Source organism: Variovorax sp. 10L426, from assembly GCF_056395305.1.
The window spans coordinates 312,496-328,815 of the sequence record NZ_JBFTJF010000005.1 but is presented as its reverse complement, the minus strand read 5'-3'; the positions used below and the strand labels follow the sequence as shown (position 1 = coordinate 328,815).

Annotated in this window: 12 protein-coding genes and 1 pseudogene; 1 reads left to right on the top strand and 12 read right to left on the bottom strand. The window is 65.9% G+C overall.

The features are described 5' to 3' along the window. Positions 1–158 precede the first annotated feature (158 nt). From AC1DHL_RS10015 to AC1DHL_RS09990, 6 genes and pseudogenes are all read right to left on the bottom strand, one after another. Positions 159–1,169 (bottom strand): annotated as a pseudogene (locus AC1DHL_RS10015) (aldehyde dehydrogenase family protein); the annotation flags it as partial. 33 nt (positions 1,170–1,202) lie between these two features. Continuing rightward, positions 1,203–2,150, bottom strand: coding sequence for an alpha/beta hydrolase (locus AC1DHL_RS10010; RefSeq protein WP_478161895.1), 948 nt, complete (start codon positions 2,148–2,150; stop codon positions 1,203–1,205). Continuing rightward, a complete protein-coding gene (locus tag AC1DHL_RS10005; protein ID WP_478161894.1) occupies positions 2,147–3,745 on the bottom strand; it encodes a GMC oxidoreductase in 1,599 nt (532 codons plus the stop codon). The genes AC1DHL_RS10010 and AC1DHL_RS10005 overlap by 4 nt, the downstream gene beginning before the upstream one ends. Continuing rightward, the gene (locus AC1DHL_RS10000; RefSeq protein ID WP_478161893.1) at positions 3,742–5,376 is read right to left on the bottom strand and encodes an AMP-binding protein; all 1,635 of its coding nucleotides are present in this window, start codon (positions 5,374–5,376) and stop codon (positions 3,742–3,744) included. Before AC1DHL_RS10000 ends, AC1DHL_RS10005 begins: the two co-directional genes overlap by 4 nt. Before the next feature lie 30 nt (positions 5,377–5,406). Further along, positions 5,407–7,389: an alkyl/aryl-sulfatase gene (locus tag AC1DHL_RS09995; RefSeq protein ID WP_478161892.1), complete on the bottom strand. Its 1,983-nt coding sequence runs from the start codon at positions 7,387–7,389 to the stop codon at positions 5,407–5,409. A 45-nt stretch (positions 7,390–7,434) separates the two neighbouring features. Further along, positions 7,435–8,952 carry a wax ester/triacylglycerol synthase domain-containing protein gene (locus tag AC1DHL_RS09990; protein ID WP_478161891.1) on the bottom strand — a complete coding sequence of 506 codons (1,518 nt, stop codon included), beginning with the start codon at positions 8,950–8,952 and terminating at the stop codon, positions 7,435–7,437. Positions 8,953–9,223: 271 nt separating this feature from the next. On the opposite strand from AC1DHL_RS09990, the gene AC1DHL_RS09985 reads away from it, so the two are divergent. After that, complete coding sequence (locus AC1DHL_RS09985) at positions 9,224–9,457, top strand: hypothetical protein (protein ID WP_478102739.1); 234 nt, start codon at positions 9,224–9,226, stop codon at positions 9,455–9,457. A gap of 31 nt (positions 9,458–9,488) precedes the next feature. Here AC1DHL_RS09985 and AC1DHL_RS09980 read toward each other — a convergent pair whose 3' ends face one another. The 6 genes from AC1DHL_RS09980 to AC1DHL_RS09955 all read right to left on the bottom strand — a co-directional run bounded on the left by AC1DHL_RS09980 (position 9,489) and on the right by AC1DHL_RS09955 (position 16,307). After that, positions 9,489–9,821 (bottom strand): hypothetical protein, encoded by a 333-nt coding sequence (locus tag AC1DHL_RS09980; protein WP_478161890.1) that lies wholly within the window; start codon positions 9,819–9,821, stop codon positions 9,489–9,491. 42 nt (positions 9,822–9,863) lie between these two features. Then, entirely contained in the window at positions 9,864–11,090 is a 1,227-nt protein-coding gene (locus tag AC1DHL_RS09975; RefSeq protein ID WP_478102736.1) for a catalase family protein, read from the bottom strand. Next, positions 11,087–12,580, bottom strand: coding sequence for a Dyp-type peroxidase (locus AC1DHL_RS09970; RefSeq protein WP_478161889.1), 1,494 nt, complete (start codon positions 12,578–12,580; stop codon positions 11,087–11,089). The genes AC1DHL_RS09975 and AC1DHL_RS09970 overlap by 4 nt, the downstream gene beginning before the upstream one ends. 61 nt (positions 12,581–12,641) lie before the next feature. Beyond that, positions 12,642–13,937, bottom strand: coding sequence for a hypothetical protein (locus AC1DHL_RS09965; RefSeq protein ID WP_478161888.1), 1,296 nt, complete (start codon positions 13,935–13,937; stop codon positions 12,642–12,644). A 4-nt stretch (positions 13,938–13,941) separates the two neighbouring features. Next, the gene (locus AC1DHL_RS09960) at positions 13,942–14,373 is read right to left on the bottom strand and encodes a hypothetical protein (protein WP_478102730.1); all 432 of its coding nucleotides are present in this window, start codon (positions 14,371–14,373) and stop codon (positions 13,942–13,944) included. Between the two features lie 62 nt (positions 14,374–14,435). Beyond that, positions 14,436–16,307 carry a GMC family oxidoreductase gene (locus AC1DHL_RS09955; protein ID WP_478161887.1) on the bottom strand — a complete coding sequence of 624 codons (1,872 nt, stop codon included), beginning with the start codon at positions 16,305–16,307 and terminating at the stop codon, positions 14,436–14,438. Positions 16,308–16,320: the final 13 nt, after the last annotated feature.

Here is a 16,320-nt window from a genome sequence, read left to right as displayed (position 1 = left end):
GAACAGACCCATCGGGAACCACGGCGCACGCTCGTCAGGCGCTCCACTTCGGCGCCGCCGAATCCGAACGCATAGAGCGCCAGCGGGCGCGGCCTTGCGGCGATGTAGTCGATGGCCTGGTCGAGCGTGTCGTAGGCCACCACCGGAAGGATCGGTCCGAACAGTTCTTCGTTGGCGATGCGCATGTCATCGCGCACGCCGGTGACGACATGCAACGGAATTCGCCGCCCTGCCCCGTTGTCGCCGCAGGCGATGACCTTGCCGCCCTTCGCGGTGGCTTCGGCCAGTAGCTCGCGGATGCGCTGTGCGTGCGGCTCGCAAGCCATGCTGGTGTAGTCGTGGTTGCCCTGCACCGTGGGGTACAGCCGTCGGAAGGACCGCTCCACCGCGCTCGCAAAGGCATCGACATGGCCGCGCGGCACCAATGCGTAGTCGGGCGCCAGGCAGACCTGGCCGCTGCTGAAGGCCTTGCCGTGCGCGATGCGTTCGGCGGCCATCTCCACCGCGCGATCGTTGGCCACGAGCGCCGGCGACTTGCCGCCCAGTTCCAGCGTCACCGGCGTGAGATGTTGCGCTGCCGCGCGCGTGATGTGATGGCCGACCGCCGGTGAGCCGGTGAACACCAGGTGGTTGAAAGGCAAGTGCGAAAACGCCTGCGCCTCCGCGACTTCGCCGCCGAAGACCGCGACCTCGTCTTCGGCAAAGCTTTCGGCCAGCATCTGCGCCAGCAGTTCGGTGGTACGAGGCGACAGCTCCGACATCTTGATCATCACGCGGTTGCCCGCGGCCAGCGCGGCGACCAGCGGCCCCAACGACAGGTACAGCGGGAAGTTCCACGGCGTGATCACGCCGACCACGCCCTTGGGCTGGTAGTTGACGCGCGCACTGTTGCTGAAGAAGAGCAGTTCGGTGGCGCGGCGCTGCGGCTGCATCCATTGACGCAGGCGATGCAGCGCGTGGTTGATCTCGAGGATCGGCCCCAGCACCTCGACCAGCTTCGTCTCGGCCGGCGAACGCCCGCCAAAATCCGCGCTCACCGCCGTGGCGATGCGACCCTGGTAGCGCTTGAGCAGGGCCCTCAACGCCTTCAGCCTGGTCTTGCGCTCGGACAGGCTCGGAAACGGATGCGCCAGGAACGCCACGCGTTGCCGCTCGAAGGTGTCCTGCATGCGTTGAACGATGGTGTCCATGGGATCGAACTCCTAGGAAGGCGCCGCCATCGACTGCGCGCCAGCGGACATCGCGGACGGCTGCCCGAGCCCGCAGCGCTCGACGATGAAGGCGCCGATCTCGTCGAGTGACTGCTTCGATTGCGGCAGCACGCCGATCAGCTGGAAGACGTGCGGCATGCGGGGCCAGACCTTGAGCCGGGCATCGACGCCATGGACACGGGCGCGCTCGACGGCACGCACCGAATCGTCGCGCAGCATCTCGCTGCCCGACACATGGAACAGCAGCGGCGGCAGTCCGGTCCAGTCGCCGAACAGCGGCGAGACGGCCGGGTCGTCTGCGGGAGCGCTATCAAGGTAGGCGGCCTGCACCAACCCGAGCGCATGCCGGTCGAACAGCACATCGCTTTCTTCGTTGTCTTGCACCGAAGGGCTGCCCCCGGTGAGGTCGGTGACGGGCGACATCAACGCCGCGCAGGCAGGCAATGGCAGGCCTTCATCGCGCAGACGCATCAGCGCGGCCAGCGCGAGATTGCCCCCGGCCGAATCGCCGGCAATGGCCATGCGGTCGGGCGAGTACCCCTGCTCTATCAACCAGCGATAGGCGCAGACGCAATCGTCCAGCCCTGCCGGGAACCGGTGCTCGGGCGCCAGGCGATAGGCTGGCACCAGCACGCGCAAGCCGGTGTTCCGGGCCAGCCGCGACGTCAGATGCCGATAGCCATTGGGCAGGTGCAGGCTGAAGGCCCCGCCGTGCAAGTAGAGCAGCACGCCGCGCATTGCCGCGCGCTCGTCGCCGATCCATTCTGACGGCACGCCGTTGGCGTCGACGCTGGCGACGCCGATGCTGTAGGCACCGGGCCGGAGCAAGGCATCTGCGATCCGGGCCTTGTCGCGCAGTTGCTCGATGGTGACGCCCCTGCTCCACAGCCGCTTCACCCCGAAGCGCATCGCCGCATCGATGACACGCTGGGTGATCATGGCTGCTGCGCCTGCGCCGCGGGGATGTGGCTCATCGCGTTCTCGGCAATGGCCGTGATCGTCAGCGACGGGTTGACGCCGGGGTTCGCCGGCATGGCGGCACCGTCGCAAACGAGGAAGTTGCGGTAGCCAAAGAGCTGGTTGTGCCGATCGACGACACCGGTGCTCGCGTCCTTGCCGATGACCGCCCCACCGAGGATGTGTGCTGTCGACGGAATGTTGGCCAAGGCTTCGAGCACCATGCTCTGGGCAATGCCGCCGGTCTGCTGCGCCAGCCATTCCGCGGCCTCGTTGGCGACCGCGATGAAGGTCGGGTTCGGTTTGTCCTTGTCCTGTTCGGTGCTCAGGCCGATGCCGCCCAGCCACCCTCGCCTGGCGCGAAAGGCGATGGCGTTGTCCAGGCTTTGCATGACCAGGAAGATGACGGTGCGCCTCCCCCATCCGAACGGCCAAAGCACCTTCGCGAAGCGCACCGGATGGCGCACGATGCTGCCGAGCAGACGCAATGGGCGGGTCACGCGCGTGCCTTCGCCGGTGATCATGGTGAATTGGGTCGACATGAAGTCGCCCTTCGCGCCATAGGTGACGAATTCGATGTGCGTGTCCGGCCGCGGGTGGATGCTGGCGCTGATGGCCACGTCGTTGCCAGGCTTGAGTTTTTCGTCGGGCAAGGTCACGGCCAGTATCGATTCGCTGTTGGTGCGCACCAGTTCGCCGAGCCGGTCGCTGATGGCAGGCAGCGAGCCGCCGTGCTTGCATTTGGCGAGCAACCGGTTGGTGCCCAGCGCACCCGCGGACATCACCACGCCGCGCGTTTTGAAGCTTCGCCGCTGCTTGTTGAACCACGCACCGGGCCGCTGCGTGGTGACGCCGTAGCCGTCGCTGCCGTCGGCTGCGCCGAGTGGGCGGATGTCGACGACTTCATGTTCCGGCAGGATCCGTGCGCCGGCCTTCTCGGCGAACCACAGGTAGTTCTTCACCAGCGTGTTCTTCGCGCCGACGCGGCACCCCACCATGCAGGCGCCGCAGCGCGTGCAGCCGGTCCGTGCCGGTCCCTCACCTCCGAAATACGGATCGGGCACCGCCCTGCCCGGTTCGCCGAAGAAGATGCCCACCGGGGTGCGCCTGAACGTCTTCTCCACGCCGAAGTGTCGGGCCACATCCATGAGCAACCTTTGCCCGTCGCTTTCGAAAGGCACGGTGTTCACGCCGAGCATGTGTTCGGCCGTGTCGTAGTGCGGGCCGAGCGTGGCCGCCCAGTCTTCCAGGCCGGCCCACTGCGGATTGACGAAGAACTCCGGTGCGCCGCGATACAAGGTGCAGGCATAGACGACACTGCCGCCCCCCACCGCAGAACCGCTGGCGATGAACACATCCTTGAAAGGCGTCAGGCGCAGGATGCCGCGCAGGCCCAGCGCAGGCGCCCAGAGAAAATCGCGCAGGTTCCAGGTCGTGGCGGCATAGTCCTCGTCGCGAAAGCGCCGGCCGCATTCGAGCACGGCCACCTTGTAGCCCTTCTCGGCCAGGCGGAGCCCGGACACGCTGCCGCCGAAACCCGAACCCACGACCAGCCAGTCATAGTCGAAGGTCGTCATGCCACATCGCGCAGTTCGCGGCGCAGGATCTTGCCGACGGCCGATTTCGGCAGCGCTTCGACAAAGCGCACGATGCGCGGCACCTTGTAGCCAGTGAGTTGGTTGCGGCAATAGGCCACGACATCGGCTTCACTCAGCTTCGCATCCGCGGCCCTGACGATGAACAGCTTGACCGCCTCGCCCGACTTCTCGTCCGGCACCCCGATGCAGGCGCATTCGAGGACGCCGGGGCAGCCGGTGGCCACGTCCTCGATCTCGTTCGGATAGACGTTGAAGCCCGAGACGATGATCATGTCCTTCTTGCGATCGACGATCTTGAGGAACCCCTTCGCATCGAACACGCCGACATCGCCGGTCCGGAAGTAGCCGTCGGCGGTGAATGTGCTCGCGTGGGTCTCGGGCCTTTGCCAGTAGCCGCTCATCACCTGCGGGCCCTTGGCGCAGACCTCGCCGGGCTCGCCGATGCCGACTTCGCCGCCTTCGTCGTCCAGCAGCTTGATGTCGGTCGAGGGCATCGGCAACCCGGTGGTGCCGGTGAACTCCTTGACCGCGGCCGGGTTGAAGGTCAGCACCGGCGAGGTCTCCGACAGGCCGTAGCCTTCCCGGATGAAAGTGCCGGTGAGCGCGCGCCACTTGTCGGACACCGCACCAATCACCGCCGCGCCGCCACCGCCCGCCAGGCGCAGGTTGGACCAGTCGATCTCCTTGCTCCTCGGGTGCGCGCACAGGCCCGCGTAGAGCGTGTTCACACCCATGAACACGGTCGGGCGCGCCTTCTTCATCGTGTCGATGAAGCTGTCGAAGTCGCGCGGGTTGGGCACCAGCCAGTTGTCTGCGCCGACCGAGAAGTAGGTGATGAAGTTCACCATCAGCGCGAAGATGTGATACAGCGGGATCGCCGTGACGATCACCTCCTCGCCCGGGCGCACGTTGTCGGGCATGCAGGCCTTGAACTGCTCGGTGTTGGCAATCAGGTTGCGGTGCGACAGCGTCGCGCCCTTCGACAAGCCTGTGGTGCCGCCGGTGTACTGCAGGAACAGCAAGTCGTCGCCGTTGAGATCGACCGGCTCGAACGACAACTTGGCCCCCTCTTCGAGCGCCTGGGCCAGCGATGTGGTGTCATTCAGCCGCGCATCCACCGGCGGGCTGGGAATCTGCACGCCGCTGCCGTCGCCGACACCGGTGGTCAACACGGTCTTCAGCCGGGTCTTCCCCATCACTTCGGCGACCGTGGCCGACACGCCGTTGTAGACGACGATCGTCTCGACCCCGGCGTCGTTGAGCTGGTGTTCGAGTTCGCGCGGCGTGTACAGCGGATTGACGTTCACCTGCGCGGCCCCGGCGCGGATGGTGCCGAGGAAGGCAATCGGAAAGGCGAGCAGGTTCGGCGACATCACGGCGATGCGGTCGCCACGCCGGACGCCCAGCCTGCCCTGCAGGTAGGCCGCGAAATTGCGCGACAACGCGTCCACCTGGGCATAGGTCAGCGTCTGCCCGGCACAGCGGAACGCCGGCTTGTCGGCGAACCTCTGCATCGCCTCTTCCATCATCTCGACGACCGAGCGGTAGGCGTCGGGGTTGATCTCCTTCGGGATGTCGCCATAGCTGGCGTGCCAGTGTCTCGATGTCATGATGCGCTCCTCTCAGGACTCTCAGGGCTCTCAGGGCGTGACGATGTTGAAGACGGGATTGAAGTCGACCACGTTCGCCACCACCGCGGCGAAGCTCTTCGGGTCGCCCTCGACCTTGAGCAGACCGGCCTGCACCAGCTCGGGCACCTTCTTGCCTTGCAGCAGCATGGCCAGGAATGCGGGGCGCGTCAGCGTCAACGTGACATCGGGGTTCTTCAGCACGCGCCCCTTGGTGTTGTTCAGGACGGAATTCGACAGCTCCAGTGCCCAGACTTCGTTCGTGTCGCTGAACACCATGCTGATCGCGGCTTTCATGCCGTCGGTCTTCTCATGGTTCAGGCGCAGGGCGATGTAATCGAACAACAGCTCGTTGGTCATGCCGCGCACGGTGTCCGGCCCACTTGAACTGGCGTCTACGGCACGTGCGCCGGCGCGCAGTTCCAGAGCGCCCATCAGGTAGGCATTGCGCCAGGTGGCGGATTCGGCCTGGTAGCCCAACTGCTCCAGCGCATCGGCCTGTAGCGCGCGCGCCTCGGTATTTGCCGGGTTGGCGAAGACTACATGGTTCACCAGCTCTGCGACCCAGCGGTAATCGCCTTGGTCGAAGGCTTTCTTCCCGATCGCGAGGACCGCGGCCTCACCACCCATCGCAGCCACGTAGCGCTTGGCGGCATCGGCCGGCGGGAGGCGATTCAGCGTCGCCGGGTTCGCATCGTAGAAGCCCAGGTAGAAGTCGTAGACCGCGCGCAGGTTGTGGCTGAGCGTGCCGTAGTAGCCGTGCGAGCTGGCATCCTTGGCGAGTTCCTTGGGGAAGAAGGGTTCGTTGCCGAGTTCGTCCATCACCATGCCCTGGTTTGCCAGGTGGAGCGCGCGGTCGTGCAGGAAGCGGTAGGTGTCGCGCTGGTTCGTCAGGAACTTGCGGATGTTCTGGTTGCCCCAGGTCGGCCAATGGTGGCTCGCGAAGGCCACTTCGACGTCGGGGTACAGGTCCAGCGTCTCGTTGATGTACTTGCTCCATGAGAGCGCGTCACGCACCTTGGCGCCACGAATGGTGTAGATGTTGTGCATCAGCTTGACGGCGACCTCGGACAGGCACAGCGCCTTCTTGTCGGGGAAATAGATCATCATTTCCGACGGTGCTTCCGAGCCCTGTGCCATCTGGAACTGGATGCGCACGCCGTCGATGGTCATCTCCTCGCCGGTCTTCTTGATGACCTGTGTCGGCGGGACCAGGCCCGGCGCCCCGTTGCTCACCGCCAGCCCCAGGCCAGTGCCCACCGATCCCCTGTCGTTGGCCGGCAGCGCAACGCCATACATGTAGTTGGCGCGGCGCGACATGGCATTGCCGGCAAGCACGTTCTCGGCCACGGCGTTGTCCATGAAGCCTTCGGGCGCGATGACCTTGACCTTGCCCGACCGCACGTCGGCCTCGTCGATCACGCCGCGCACGCCACCAAAGTGGTCGACATGGCTGTGGGTGTAGATCACTGCAACCACCGGCTTGGTGCTGTGCAGGTACTCCATGGCCAGCTTCATGCCGGCCCGGGCCATGTCCTCGGTAAACAGCGTGTCGATGACGATCCAGCCGCTGGCGCCTTCGACGAGCGTTATGTTGGCCATGTCGTAGCCGCGGATCTGGTAGATGCCGTCGGCCACCTTGAACAGGCCCTGCGCGGTGTTGAGCTTCTGCTCGCGCCACAGGCTGGGGTTGACCGTCGCGGGTGCGTCGCCCTTGACGAAGTCGTAGCGCTGCGTGTTCCACACCAGCCGGCCGTCCGGGGCCTTGACCACCGGGTCCTTCAGTTCGGCCAGCTTGCCGCGGGTGGCGTCTTCGAAGTCTTGCTTGTCGTTCATCGCCATCGCTTTGCGCACGGCTTCGTTGGCGCGCTCGGTGGTGGCGGTGGCGGGCTTTGAAGCCGGAACCGCCGTGCTCGACGGCTGGGCAAGGGCCACTGCGCTGGCCAGCACTGCGACGGCGGCGTACACCGTGGCAGAGACAAGTGGCTTTTTCATTGTTCCTTCTCCTGATATGGATAGGGGTCGGGTGAAGCAAGGTGCTCAGGCGGATGCCGGACGCGTGCTGCGCTTGACCGGTGTCGCTCGCTTTCGCGCCGCCGGCGTCTTCACGGTGGTCTTGCGCGGCGCCCTGGGGGATGCCTTGACCGAGGCCTTGGCCGATTTCTTCGGCGCCGCAGGAACTGGTCCGGCTGCCGCCTCGCCGGGACCCAACGCGGCCTGCAACTCCACGAAGGCCTGTTCGGTGTAGCGCGCCAGCTCTTCGATGTGAGGCACCGCATCCGGCATGGCGAGGAAGCCGAGTTGCAGCCGCTCGCCCAGCGTGACCGCGGTGACGTTGAGCTTGTGCCCGGCGGCCACCACCGAGACCGGCAGGATGAGTTCCACGGCGGCGCCCATCAGGTATGGCTGGCCAGTCAAGCCGAAGGGATTCGACACCATCAGGTTCGACAGGCGCGGCGCCGCCTGGGCCGCGACCATTTCCATCAGCAGCGGCACGGCATGCACGATGGTGGTGTAGAGCATCACGGTGTCGCTGCTCAGTGTCTTCAGCGATTCCTTCAATTGGCCGGTCTCGGCGCGGATCGCGGCCAGTCGCTCGGCCACCGAAGCGCCGACCTTTCCCAGCGGAAACTGCAGCACCGCGATCTGGTTGCCTCCCTTGGCGTCGGCCAGTGCCACCGGCATGTCTGCCACCAGCGGCTCCTTGTGCCTGCCACCGCGCTTGCGCAGGTACTGCTGCATGGCCATGTCGAGCGCTGTCAGCAGCAGGTCGTTGATGGTGGCGCCGTGCGCCTTTCCCAGGCTCTTCATCTCGGGCAGCGGCAGGGTGCAATAGGCATAGCTGCGCTTGGACGACAGCGCACCATCGAAGGCCGTGGACACCTTCATGAATGGCAGCGCCAGCTCCTTGCCGAGGCTCAACGAACGCAGCCCTTGCTGGGCGAGCATGCCGTACAGGCCGGCCGCCGAGAACAACACGCCGGTGACCTGGCTGCTTGCGCTCATGAGCTGCTGCACCATGTCGGTACGCTCCTTGGCTGCAGCGCTGGATCGCGGCACGCCGTCCCACAGGGCGCGCACGACCTTGTCTTTCGGGTCGTCGGTGAGCCACAGCGTCACCGCCTTGACGAACGTGCGTCCGTCGATGATGCCGTGGTGCGCCTTGCCGTACAGCGCCACGCGGCCATCGGCCAGCCCGTCGATGACATGGAACTGCCAGAGGAGGCCGGAACGATCGAGCTTCTTCTCGTGCAACGCGCAGACCTCCTTCAGCAGCGCGTCCATCGTTGCGTTGTCCAGCGTCAGCCGGTGCACATGCTCCCGGATGTCAGGGTCGGTCATCGGCTCGACCGAAGGCAGGCGGGCCAGAGACTGCTTGTAGCGGTAATTGAAGGGCGCACCGGGCGGCCGCTTCAGCAGTTTGGCGTGCAGCTTGTCGGCAAAGTTGCCCTTGAAGCCCTCCGGCGGACGCAAGAGCACCAGAGGCCCGATGTTGAACGGGCGGGCAGGCGTCTCCAGCAGGAACATGGCCAGGTCAATCGCCGAAAGTGCGGGCATCGCTGTCTCCTGTCTCTCGTCGCTCCGATGCGCCTTGCAACGGCACGACTGGTTGGCAGGGTCATGCGCCGCTCCGGCATTGCGGGCAACCTGAAGACTAGCCGCCCATCGGCGCGCAAAAAATAGCGGTGCGCACTTGATAGGAACCCGTGCGCGCACCTAGGCCAATAGGTGCTGCCACGTACTACCCGGCTCTGCAGCTTGCATTGCCGTAAGCATGCAGTCATCGACCTGCGCCACAGTGGAACCGCTCAACCTTGGGAAGGAAGCAATGCCTCACAGGAGAAAAATCCCTACCGAGCGCATCGAGGTCACCGATCAGGTGGGCAAGCGGCACGTCGTGCTGCGCTATACCGAAACCCTCGAAGCGAACCCTGACGAAGACGCGGACATTCCACGCGAAGTGACGACCGAGTACCGCCTTGCGACGGGCCGAAGCGTCGTCAAGACCGGCAACGACACATTTCAGACCGATGACGGTCTGCTTCGGCTCAAGGCGTTGTAGCGACGCGGCCGCGCCGCGATCGGGGCCGCTGTCACGAAGGCCGCCGGACGCCGCAATTCTGGATGTTGACCTCCACCGGCTCGCCGTCACGGAAGTCGGCATTCAGGGGAATTTCGGAAGTGCCGAGCGACCAGGTCTGAACGCCGTGGTCCCGATAGCGCACCACCAGGTAGGGTGCGTTCGGCGCGGCGCCGACGGCGCAGTCGTGGTCGGCCTTCGGCGCCAGATTGCCGGCTCGTCCCAGGTCCACCACGACGCCACTGCGCCAACCCTCTGCCCGGTCCTCGAAGCTGAGGCCCGCGCAGCCACCGAGCATGGCCAGCAAGGCGGAAGCCACTGCGATCTTGGCAAGAGGAGATGTCACGCTGCCAAGTATGGCGGTTGACGCTGACGGCGACGTGACACGCTACTCAAACACCTCGTCCCCGTTCGGCTCGTAGTGCGGCACCGCGTTCATGTTGTGCCGCAGCGTCGACAGCGCCCAGTACATCCGCTTGCGCGCCCTGCTCTGGTTGCCCAGCGGGCGATGGTCGGGAATGGTATGCCACGGGTTGTAGGACAGCCGCTTGGCGAATTCCATCTGCGCCGGTGAGTTGAATTTCTGGCGCGGCAGCCTCAGTGTCGCGACGCTGACGCGCGGAGACAGCTTCTCGGGCCACAGCACGCCGGCGTTCTCGATCGGCATGAGATGCGGGTCGGTCTGCATCTGCACGCGGATGTCGAGTTCGACATCGCCTTCGGCGAGCGACGCCACCATGGCGTTGCGCAGATAGTCGTCCGGCGGACGCAGCGGAAGCCGCGGGATGGGCGTGCGTTTCGTGCTCTTCGGCCACACCGAATACTGCATCGCCTGGCCCTCCCCCATCAGGTAGGGAACGCAGCTGAAGTACGGCGCCTCGAAGGGACTGCTCTGCGTCTTGATGAAAAGCGACTGCATGACCAGGTCGAGGATGTGCGACTCGCGCAGGTTCACGAAGTAGAAGATCTGTGCGTTCTTGACGCTTTCGATCTGCAAGGCCGCATTGCACTTTGCATTGGGCGTCACGAAAGTGGGCGTCGAGACGGCGAACATGTCCAGCGTGAACTGCTCGTCATCCATCAGCTTCGGTCCGGGCACGCCCATGAGCTTGATGCTGATGCTCATGAACCCCACGTCGTCGATGTCGGGCGTGATGTAGGGGCCCGGCCCCGAGAAGCGCACCCATGCGGGAAAGGTCTGCGCCTTGGCGTAGATGCCGCGCTTCATGTGTGCCGGGATATCGTCGTGCACGATGAACTCGCCGCGCACGATGCCCTGCGTCTTGGTGTTGCCGCCGCGCTCGAAGCCGCCGGGTTTCCACAGGTCGGTCATCTGCCGGGTGAAGCTCTTGACGATCGAATCGGTGAAGCTCTCTTCGTCGGGCAGGAGCCGTTCTTCCGCAATCTGCAGGCCTTCGTCCGTCCGTCGGCCGTTGATCAACGCGGTGGCGAAGCGGGCCAGCGGATCGCGCAGGAAGGCATCGAAAGCCGGCCTCAAGAAGGGATCGAAGCGGCGCTCCAGGCGAATCATTGCCATGCCCGCATCGCTGACGAAGTCGCGCAAGGCGGAGCCGGTATTGGCACGGGGCGTCGGACGGCTGACGTTCGAGTTCATGGTTCCACCCTGGAGATGTACCGCAGCGCGCGAAGTCCCGGCAGGAAGAAATAGGCACCACCCAGCACGGTCACGAACTGCGGCAGCCCGCACACGCGACGGGCCGGACCGGAATCGACGGGTATCGAGAAGGTGTCCGTGGCCGTGCCGTCGGGTCGCGGGAGATGGTTGCCGATGAGCGGATCGCTCTCGTTGGCCAGGCCGTCGAATCGAACGCCCGACAACCACGCCGACTGCACGAATTCGAACTGCCGCGCGATGTTGGCGCCGAGGCAGATGAAGTGCAGGCCCGTGCCTTCGCTCGCATCGCGGCCCGCGAGGGCATCGTCCAGCGACACGCCGGTGCCATACTCGCGGCCGCGCCGCAGCAGCCGGTGGAAGCGCGTCGACGACACAAGGTCCTCGGCCAGGGCCTCGGCGTCGAAGCCGAGCGTGCGCATCGCCCACGAGATGAATCCCGGCTCGCCCGGCGGAAGGTCGGTATTGCGCGGATTGCTGCGCCGGATGTGGGCGCCGATCGGACAGCGCAGGCCTGCGGCGTCGTCGCGGTAGGTGAAGGTGTTGCGCGGATCGCTCTCGCCGTCGATCGCCTCGTCGGGACGGCCCATCAGCGGCTCGCCTTCCATCGTTCGCCCGACCATCGCTTCGGCCAGCTGCTTGCGTCGCACCGGGTCGCCCTGCACCTCGCTGTCCATGAAGCGCCAGAAGCCGGCGACGTCCTGCTCCAACTGGCGAAGCACGAGGTAGCTGCCGTTGCGGCCGAGATCCGCCATGTCCGGCGCATCCTCGGCGAGCGCGAGAAGCGCGTCAGGATCGCGTTGCGCGTCGAGCAAGGGCCGGTCTGTGTATTCACCGTATTCGTTCGGATAGCCGAGCAGGAACTCGCCGAGACAGGAGAGATTGGTGTAATCCTGGCGCTCGAGGTCGCGCGCCGCACGCTCGCGTTGCCAGTCGATGGTGGGTTCGGAGATACCGTCCGCAAAGCCGAAGGGCTCGACGCCGTCCATGTCGGAGGTGTCGAGGCAGGCCAACTGCTCGAAGCCCTCCTCGGCCCCCGCCATGGCGCTTTGTCCCCATTCGTCCAGGCCGCCCGACGCGGCATAGAGCATCACCATGACGTGCGGCATCGTGTCCGGCGTGGCGCCCCATTGCCAGTGTGCCGGATCGCTCGCGCCCAGATCACCAAGGCGGCGCGCGCGGCTCGAATCGCTGTTCATGCCCACGATGAACTCCGACGAGAAGCCTTCGATGATGTCTTCGGCCACGCCCAGCGCACGCAGGCCTGCGCTGGTGAATGCGATCTGCAACGCGGTCTCCGGCGGCTGCTCGCGCTTCGTGGCGCTGGTCACGGGCGCATTGGCCAGCCAGGCGCGCGCAGCCTCGGCGTTCGTCACGCGCAGCAGCAGGAAGTACGCCTGCGTCAGGCGCCGGTAGCCGAAGCGCACCAGGCCCTGGATGTCGTCGTAGTCCACTGGTGGTGCGATGGTCATAGGACAACCTCCGTGCTTCGCTCTGCGGTGCGAGCTTGCTTGGGGCGGCCCGGCGCGGCGCTCATAGCAGCCTCAACCATTCACGCGCCTGTGCGACGTTCATCGTCGCCATCTCGAATCCGTCCCGGATGCGCTGGTTGCGGTCGAGATCGGTGAGTGTGAGACCGGGGTAGGCCTTGTACCAGACCTGCGTCGGCAACTGGTGGCGGCGCTGGTAGTACTTGAAGCGAAGCTCGTGACGCGCGCCGCCCATCACGAGCCAGTCGGTGCGTGGCCAGCCGAAGCCGTTGCTGAAGATCAGGTTGAGCCCCCACGCCGCCTTGTTGATGAAGTCGTCCATGTAGCTCTCGTGGCTGCCGTCGTAGTTGCTCGCGAAGAGCACGCGGGTCTTGCCGTCGAGGAACACCCAGCGCGCGAAATGGATCGTCTGCACGCGCGCCAGGTGGCCTCGCCCGAAGACGTGCCGGCACGCGTAGTCGATCAAGAGAAGCAGAAGCTGCGTCAGCCAACGCCGGAACCAACCCGGCTTGACTGGCCCGAGGGCCGTGAAGCTGTTGGTGAGATCGTGGTCTTCGAGCTGCTGCATCTCCAACACCGCGGCCCCGTCGGGGCGCGGGCAGAACTCGGGGTCGGTTTTCTCTGCGCGACGCAGCAGCACGATGACGAACGGCGACAACACGATCACGAGCGGCAGCAGGATGAGCCCGATCAGCGGAATGCCGATGGCGTGAATGCCATTGCGCAGTTGCCAGTCGAAGGGCGTCCGCTCGCTCGAATTCAGCAGGAGGCGGCCGGCCAACTGCTCGTCCTGCACGAAGGCCAACAGCGCTTGCCGCGTGCCCTGCGGGTCGTCGTCGGCACTGCCGTCGCGCGGCACTTGCGCGGACAACGCGCCTTGCAGCGCACTGTTCTGCCGGATCTGCTGCACGGTGCGGCCGATGCGGTTCACGTAGCCGGCAGCCACGGGCACGTCATGCGTCGTGAGCCACCGGAGCAAGTCGCGTCCGGCATCGAAACCTTCACAGTGCGAGAAGATGCGGCGCAAGCCCGGTCCCGCGAGATCCGCGAACTCGGCCAGTTGCGCCTCTGCCGGACCGTCGCATTCGCCCAGAAAGACCAGGTACTGCGGCACGCGAGGCCGCGGCAGGCCGAAGACTTCGAGGTCCGCCATCGTCGCGTCGCTGAGCAGCGCAAAGCGTGCGAAGTGCAATTGCTCGAACTCGCCGAATGGCACGAGCGGATTCCCGGGATCCGCCATGCCGGGCGCCGCATTCATGGTGTCCAGCAATTCCCGCAAGTCGGACTCTCGGCCCGCCGCCAGCGCCGCGACCACCATGAAGTGGGATTGTGGAGTCACCGCATCAGAACTTGAGACAGAAGTCGATCAACCTGTCCTTGCCCCAATACACCTTGCCGAGATAGAAGTTCGGCGAGATCAGCCGTATCTCGTCGCGGATCCAGTGCGCGACCAGCGACGTCTGGGAGTAGTCGAGCACGATGCACTCCTTGCCGTCGAGCCAGCTATTGCCCTTGGCGACCTTGGCGATGATGGCTTCCACGCCCAAGGTCGTGATCTTGTTCTTGAGTTCGCCCTTCTCGGGGTCGAACACCTTGCCCTGCCAATTGAAGAAATTGATGATCTTCGCAATCGGCAGCGAATACTGCGTGCCGGGCGCGATGATCGCCGTGCCCTCGGCTTCGCCGGAAGGGATGTCGCCGGCCGGGCTGGCTCGAAACAAGTCGTCGAGTTGCTGCTGCGACATGTCGAGCAGTTGCTGAGCGTCATAAGCCATGCGCGTTCTCCTCTGAGGAAGCCCCTCTGTCCGCCACAGTGTCAGCCAATCGACAGGGGGCGTCAATTTGCCGAAAGGGGTGTGCGGCCCGCTGCCTGCAGCACCACATCGGCTGCCTTCTCGGCAATCATGTAGACCGCCGCGACGACGAAGAAGCCCGGTATGCGTGGGAACACGGAAGCATCGACGACGCGCAGCCGCTTCACGCCGTGCACCGCGAACGCGCTGTCGAGAACGCCGCCTTCGCTCTCCGCGCCGATCGGGCATGAGCACGAGGCATGGTGCCCCCAGGCGGTGTCGCGCACGTAGTCGGCCAAGGCTTCTTCGCTCTGCACGTCGGGGCCAGGGGCGAGTTCTTCCGCGATCCATCCGCTCTCGATCAGAGGCGCCGTCATGCGGCGCACGAAGCGGATCGCCTCCACCACGGCCTTGAGGTCTTCGCCGGCCTTGTCGTCGCCCTCTTCGAAGTAGTGGAAGTCGACAAGCGGCATGTCGCGCGGATCGGCCGACCGAAGGCGCACCGTGCCCGCACGGTTCTGTGTGTGCGCCTTCAGCACGGCCCAGGTCAGGCGGTCGGGATGGTCGCGAATCCAACTGGAGAAGCCGCTGAAATAGCCTTCGAATCGCGCCAGCAGCGCCATGCAGAAGAGATCCGGCTCATGCCCCCGGCCCGAAGCACCCTTGGACCGCTGCACCACGCCGAGCGCGGCGCCGTTGGACGCATACATGCCCGACTCCCCTTGGTTCCAGTGGCGCCACAGGGTGTCGTCCCGGTCGAAGCGGGCGCCCTCCAGCACTTCCCAGGGCTCGCGCATGCGGTGCGTGACGGCGACCTCGTAGCGGTCCTGCAGGTTGCGACCCACGCCGGGCAGGTCGACGCGCACGGGAATGCCGTGCGCGGAGAGTTCCGCCGCAGGACCGATGCCCGAGAGCATCAGCAGTTGCGGCGTGTTGAAGGCGCCGCCGCACAGGATGACTTCGCGATGCGCCCTCACCTCTCGGCGCTCACCGGCCATCTCGCTCGGGCTGACGTGAGCGCGATACAGCCTTTCGCCCTTCAGGAATTCCACGCCGCTGGCGCCACCGTCGGCATCGAACAGCACCCGCGTGGCCAGCGCACCGGCCTCCAGGTGCAAGCGGTCGGGAAGCCGACGCGCCACGTCGAGCAGCCGTTCACGCACGCCCATGCGTCGATGGTCCGACGTCGCGAGCGGCGTGTAGCAGATGCCTTCGAAGCTGCCGCCGCTCAGGCGCCGCGCGTTCGGGTCGCCCATGCCGCCGCGCAGCCAGCGGAGCGTACTCAGCAGCGGCATCGGCAGGCCGCTGGTGAAGGTCCGCGCAGTGTCGCGCAGCACGCGCACCAGGCCGTCGTCGCCCAGCACCGTCATCGGAATGGCCTTCTCGGTGCGCAACCACCCCTGCCAGCCGTGCCCGGTGGGGTCGAGCCCCAGGTGCCGCAACGCACGCCACACCGGCCGATGCCGGCAGTCCTCGACGCGCCAGGCAAAGCGTCGCATGGCCGTTGCGCGCCAGGACAGGTCGCCCGTGAGCTGTGCGATGTGGTTCCAGTCCGACGGGTGCGGCAGCATGAAGATCATCGCGTTGTGCGAGGTGCAGCCCCCCAGGCCCGCCGCGCGCGGATACAGGACACCCTGCCCCGGCGCGTATTTCCAGTCCTTGGCCTGCCGCGCATCGTCCGCGTAGTGACGGACGTGAAAGTTCCAGCTCATCGCCGGGTTCTCGCTGGCGAATGCGTGAAAGGCCGGCACGTCGTAGTCGTCCGGGAGCCGCTCGTTTCCGTCGCGCGGATCGCCGCCGGCCTCGATGAGGAAGACACGCATGCCGGCCTCGGCCAGACGCGCCGCCAGCGTGCCGCCACCCGCACCCGACCCGACGATGACATAGTCCCAGTCGTTCGCTTCGGCTCCGGGCATGGACGCGGTGGAC

Bases quoted from the DNA above. Each gene is read 5' to 3' on its own strand.
- AC1DHL_RS09985 (WP_478102739.1), top strand. From the start codon at position 9,224: ATGCCTCACAGGAGAAAAATCCCTACCGAGCGCATCGAGGTCACCGAT.
- AC1DHL_RS10010 (WP_478161895.1), bottom strand. From the start codon at position 2,150: ATGATCACCCAGCGTGTCATCGATGCGGCGATGCGCTTCGGGGTGAAG.
- AC1DHL_RS09955 (WP_478161887.1), bottom strand. From the start codon at position 16,307: ATGCCCGGAGCCGAAGCGAACGACTGGGACTATGTCATCGTCGGGTCG.
- AC1DHL_RS09970 (WP_478161889.1), bottom strand. From the start codon at position 12,580: ATGACCATCGCACCACCAGTGGACTACGACGACATCCAGGGCCTGGTG.
- AC1DHL_RS10000 (WP_478161893.1), bottom strand. From the start codon at position 5,376: ATGACATCGAGACACTGGCACGCCAGCTATGGCGACATCCCGAAGGAG.
- AC1DHL_RS09975 (WP_478102736.1), bottom strand. From the start codon at position 11,090: ATGAACTCGAACGTCAGCCGTCCGACGCCCCGTGCCAATACCGGCTCC.
- AC1DHL_RS10005 (WP_478161894.1), bottom strand. From the start codon at position 3,745: ATGACGACCTTCGACTATGACTGGCTGGTCGTGGGTTCGGGTTTCGGC.
- AC1DHL_RS09990 (WP_478161891.1), bottom strand. From the start codon at position 8,952: ATGCCCGCACTTTCGGCGATTGACCTGGCCATGTTCCTGCTGGAGACG.
- AC1DHL_RS09960 (WP_478102730.1), bottom strand. From the start codon at position 14,373: ATGGCTTATGACGCTCAGCAACTGCTCGACATGTCGCAGCAGCAACTC.
- AC1DHL_RS09995 (WP_478161892.1), bottom strand. From the start codon at position 7,389: ATGAAAAAGCCACTTGTCTCTGCCACGGTGTACGCCGCCGTCGCAGTG.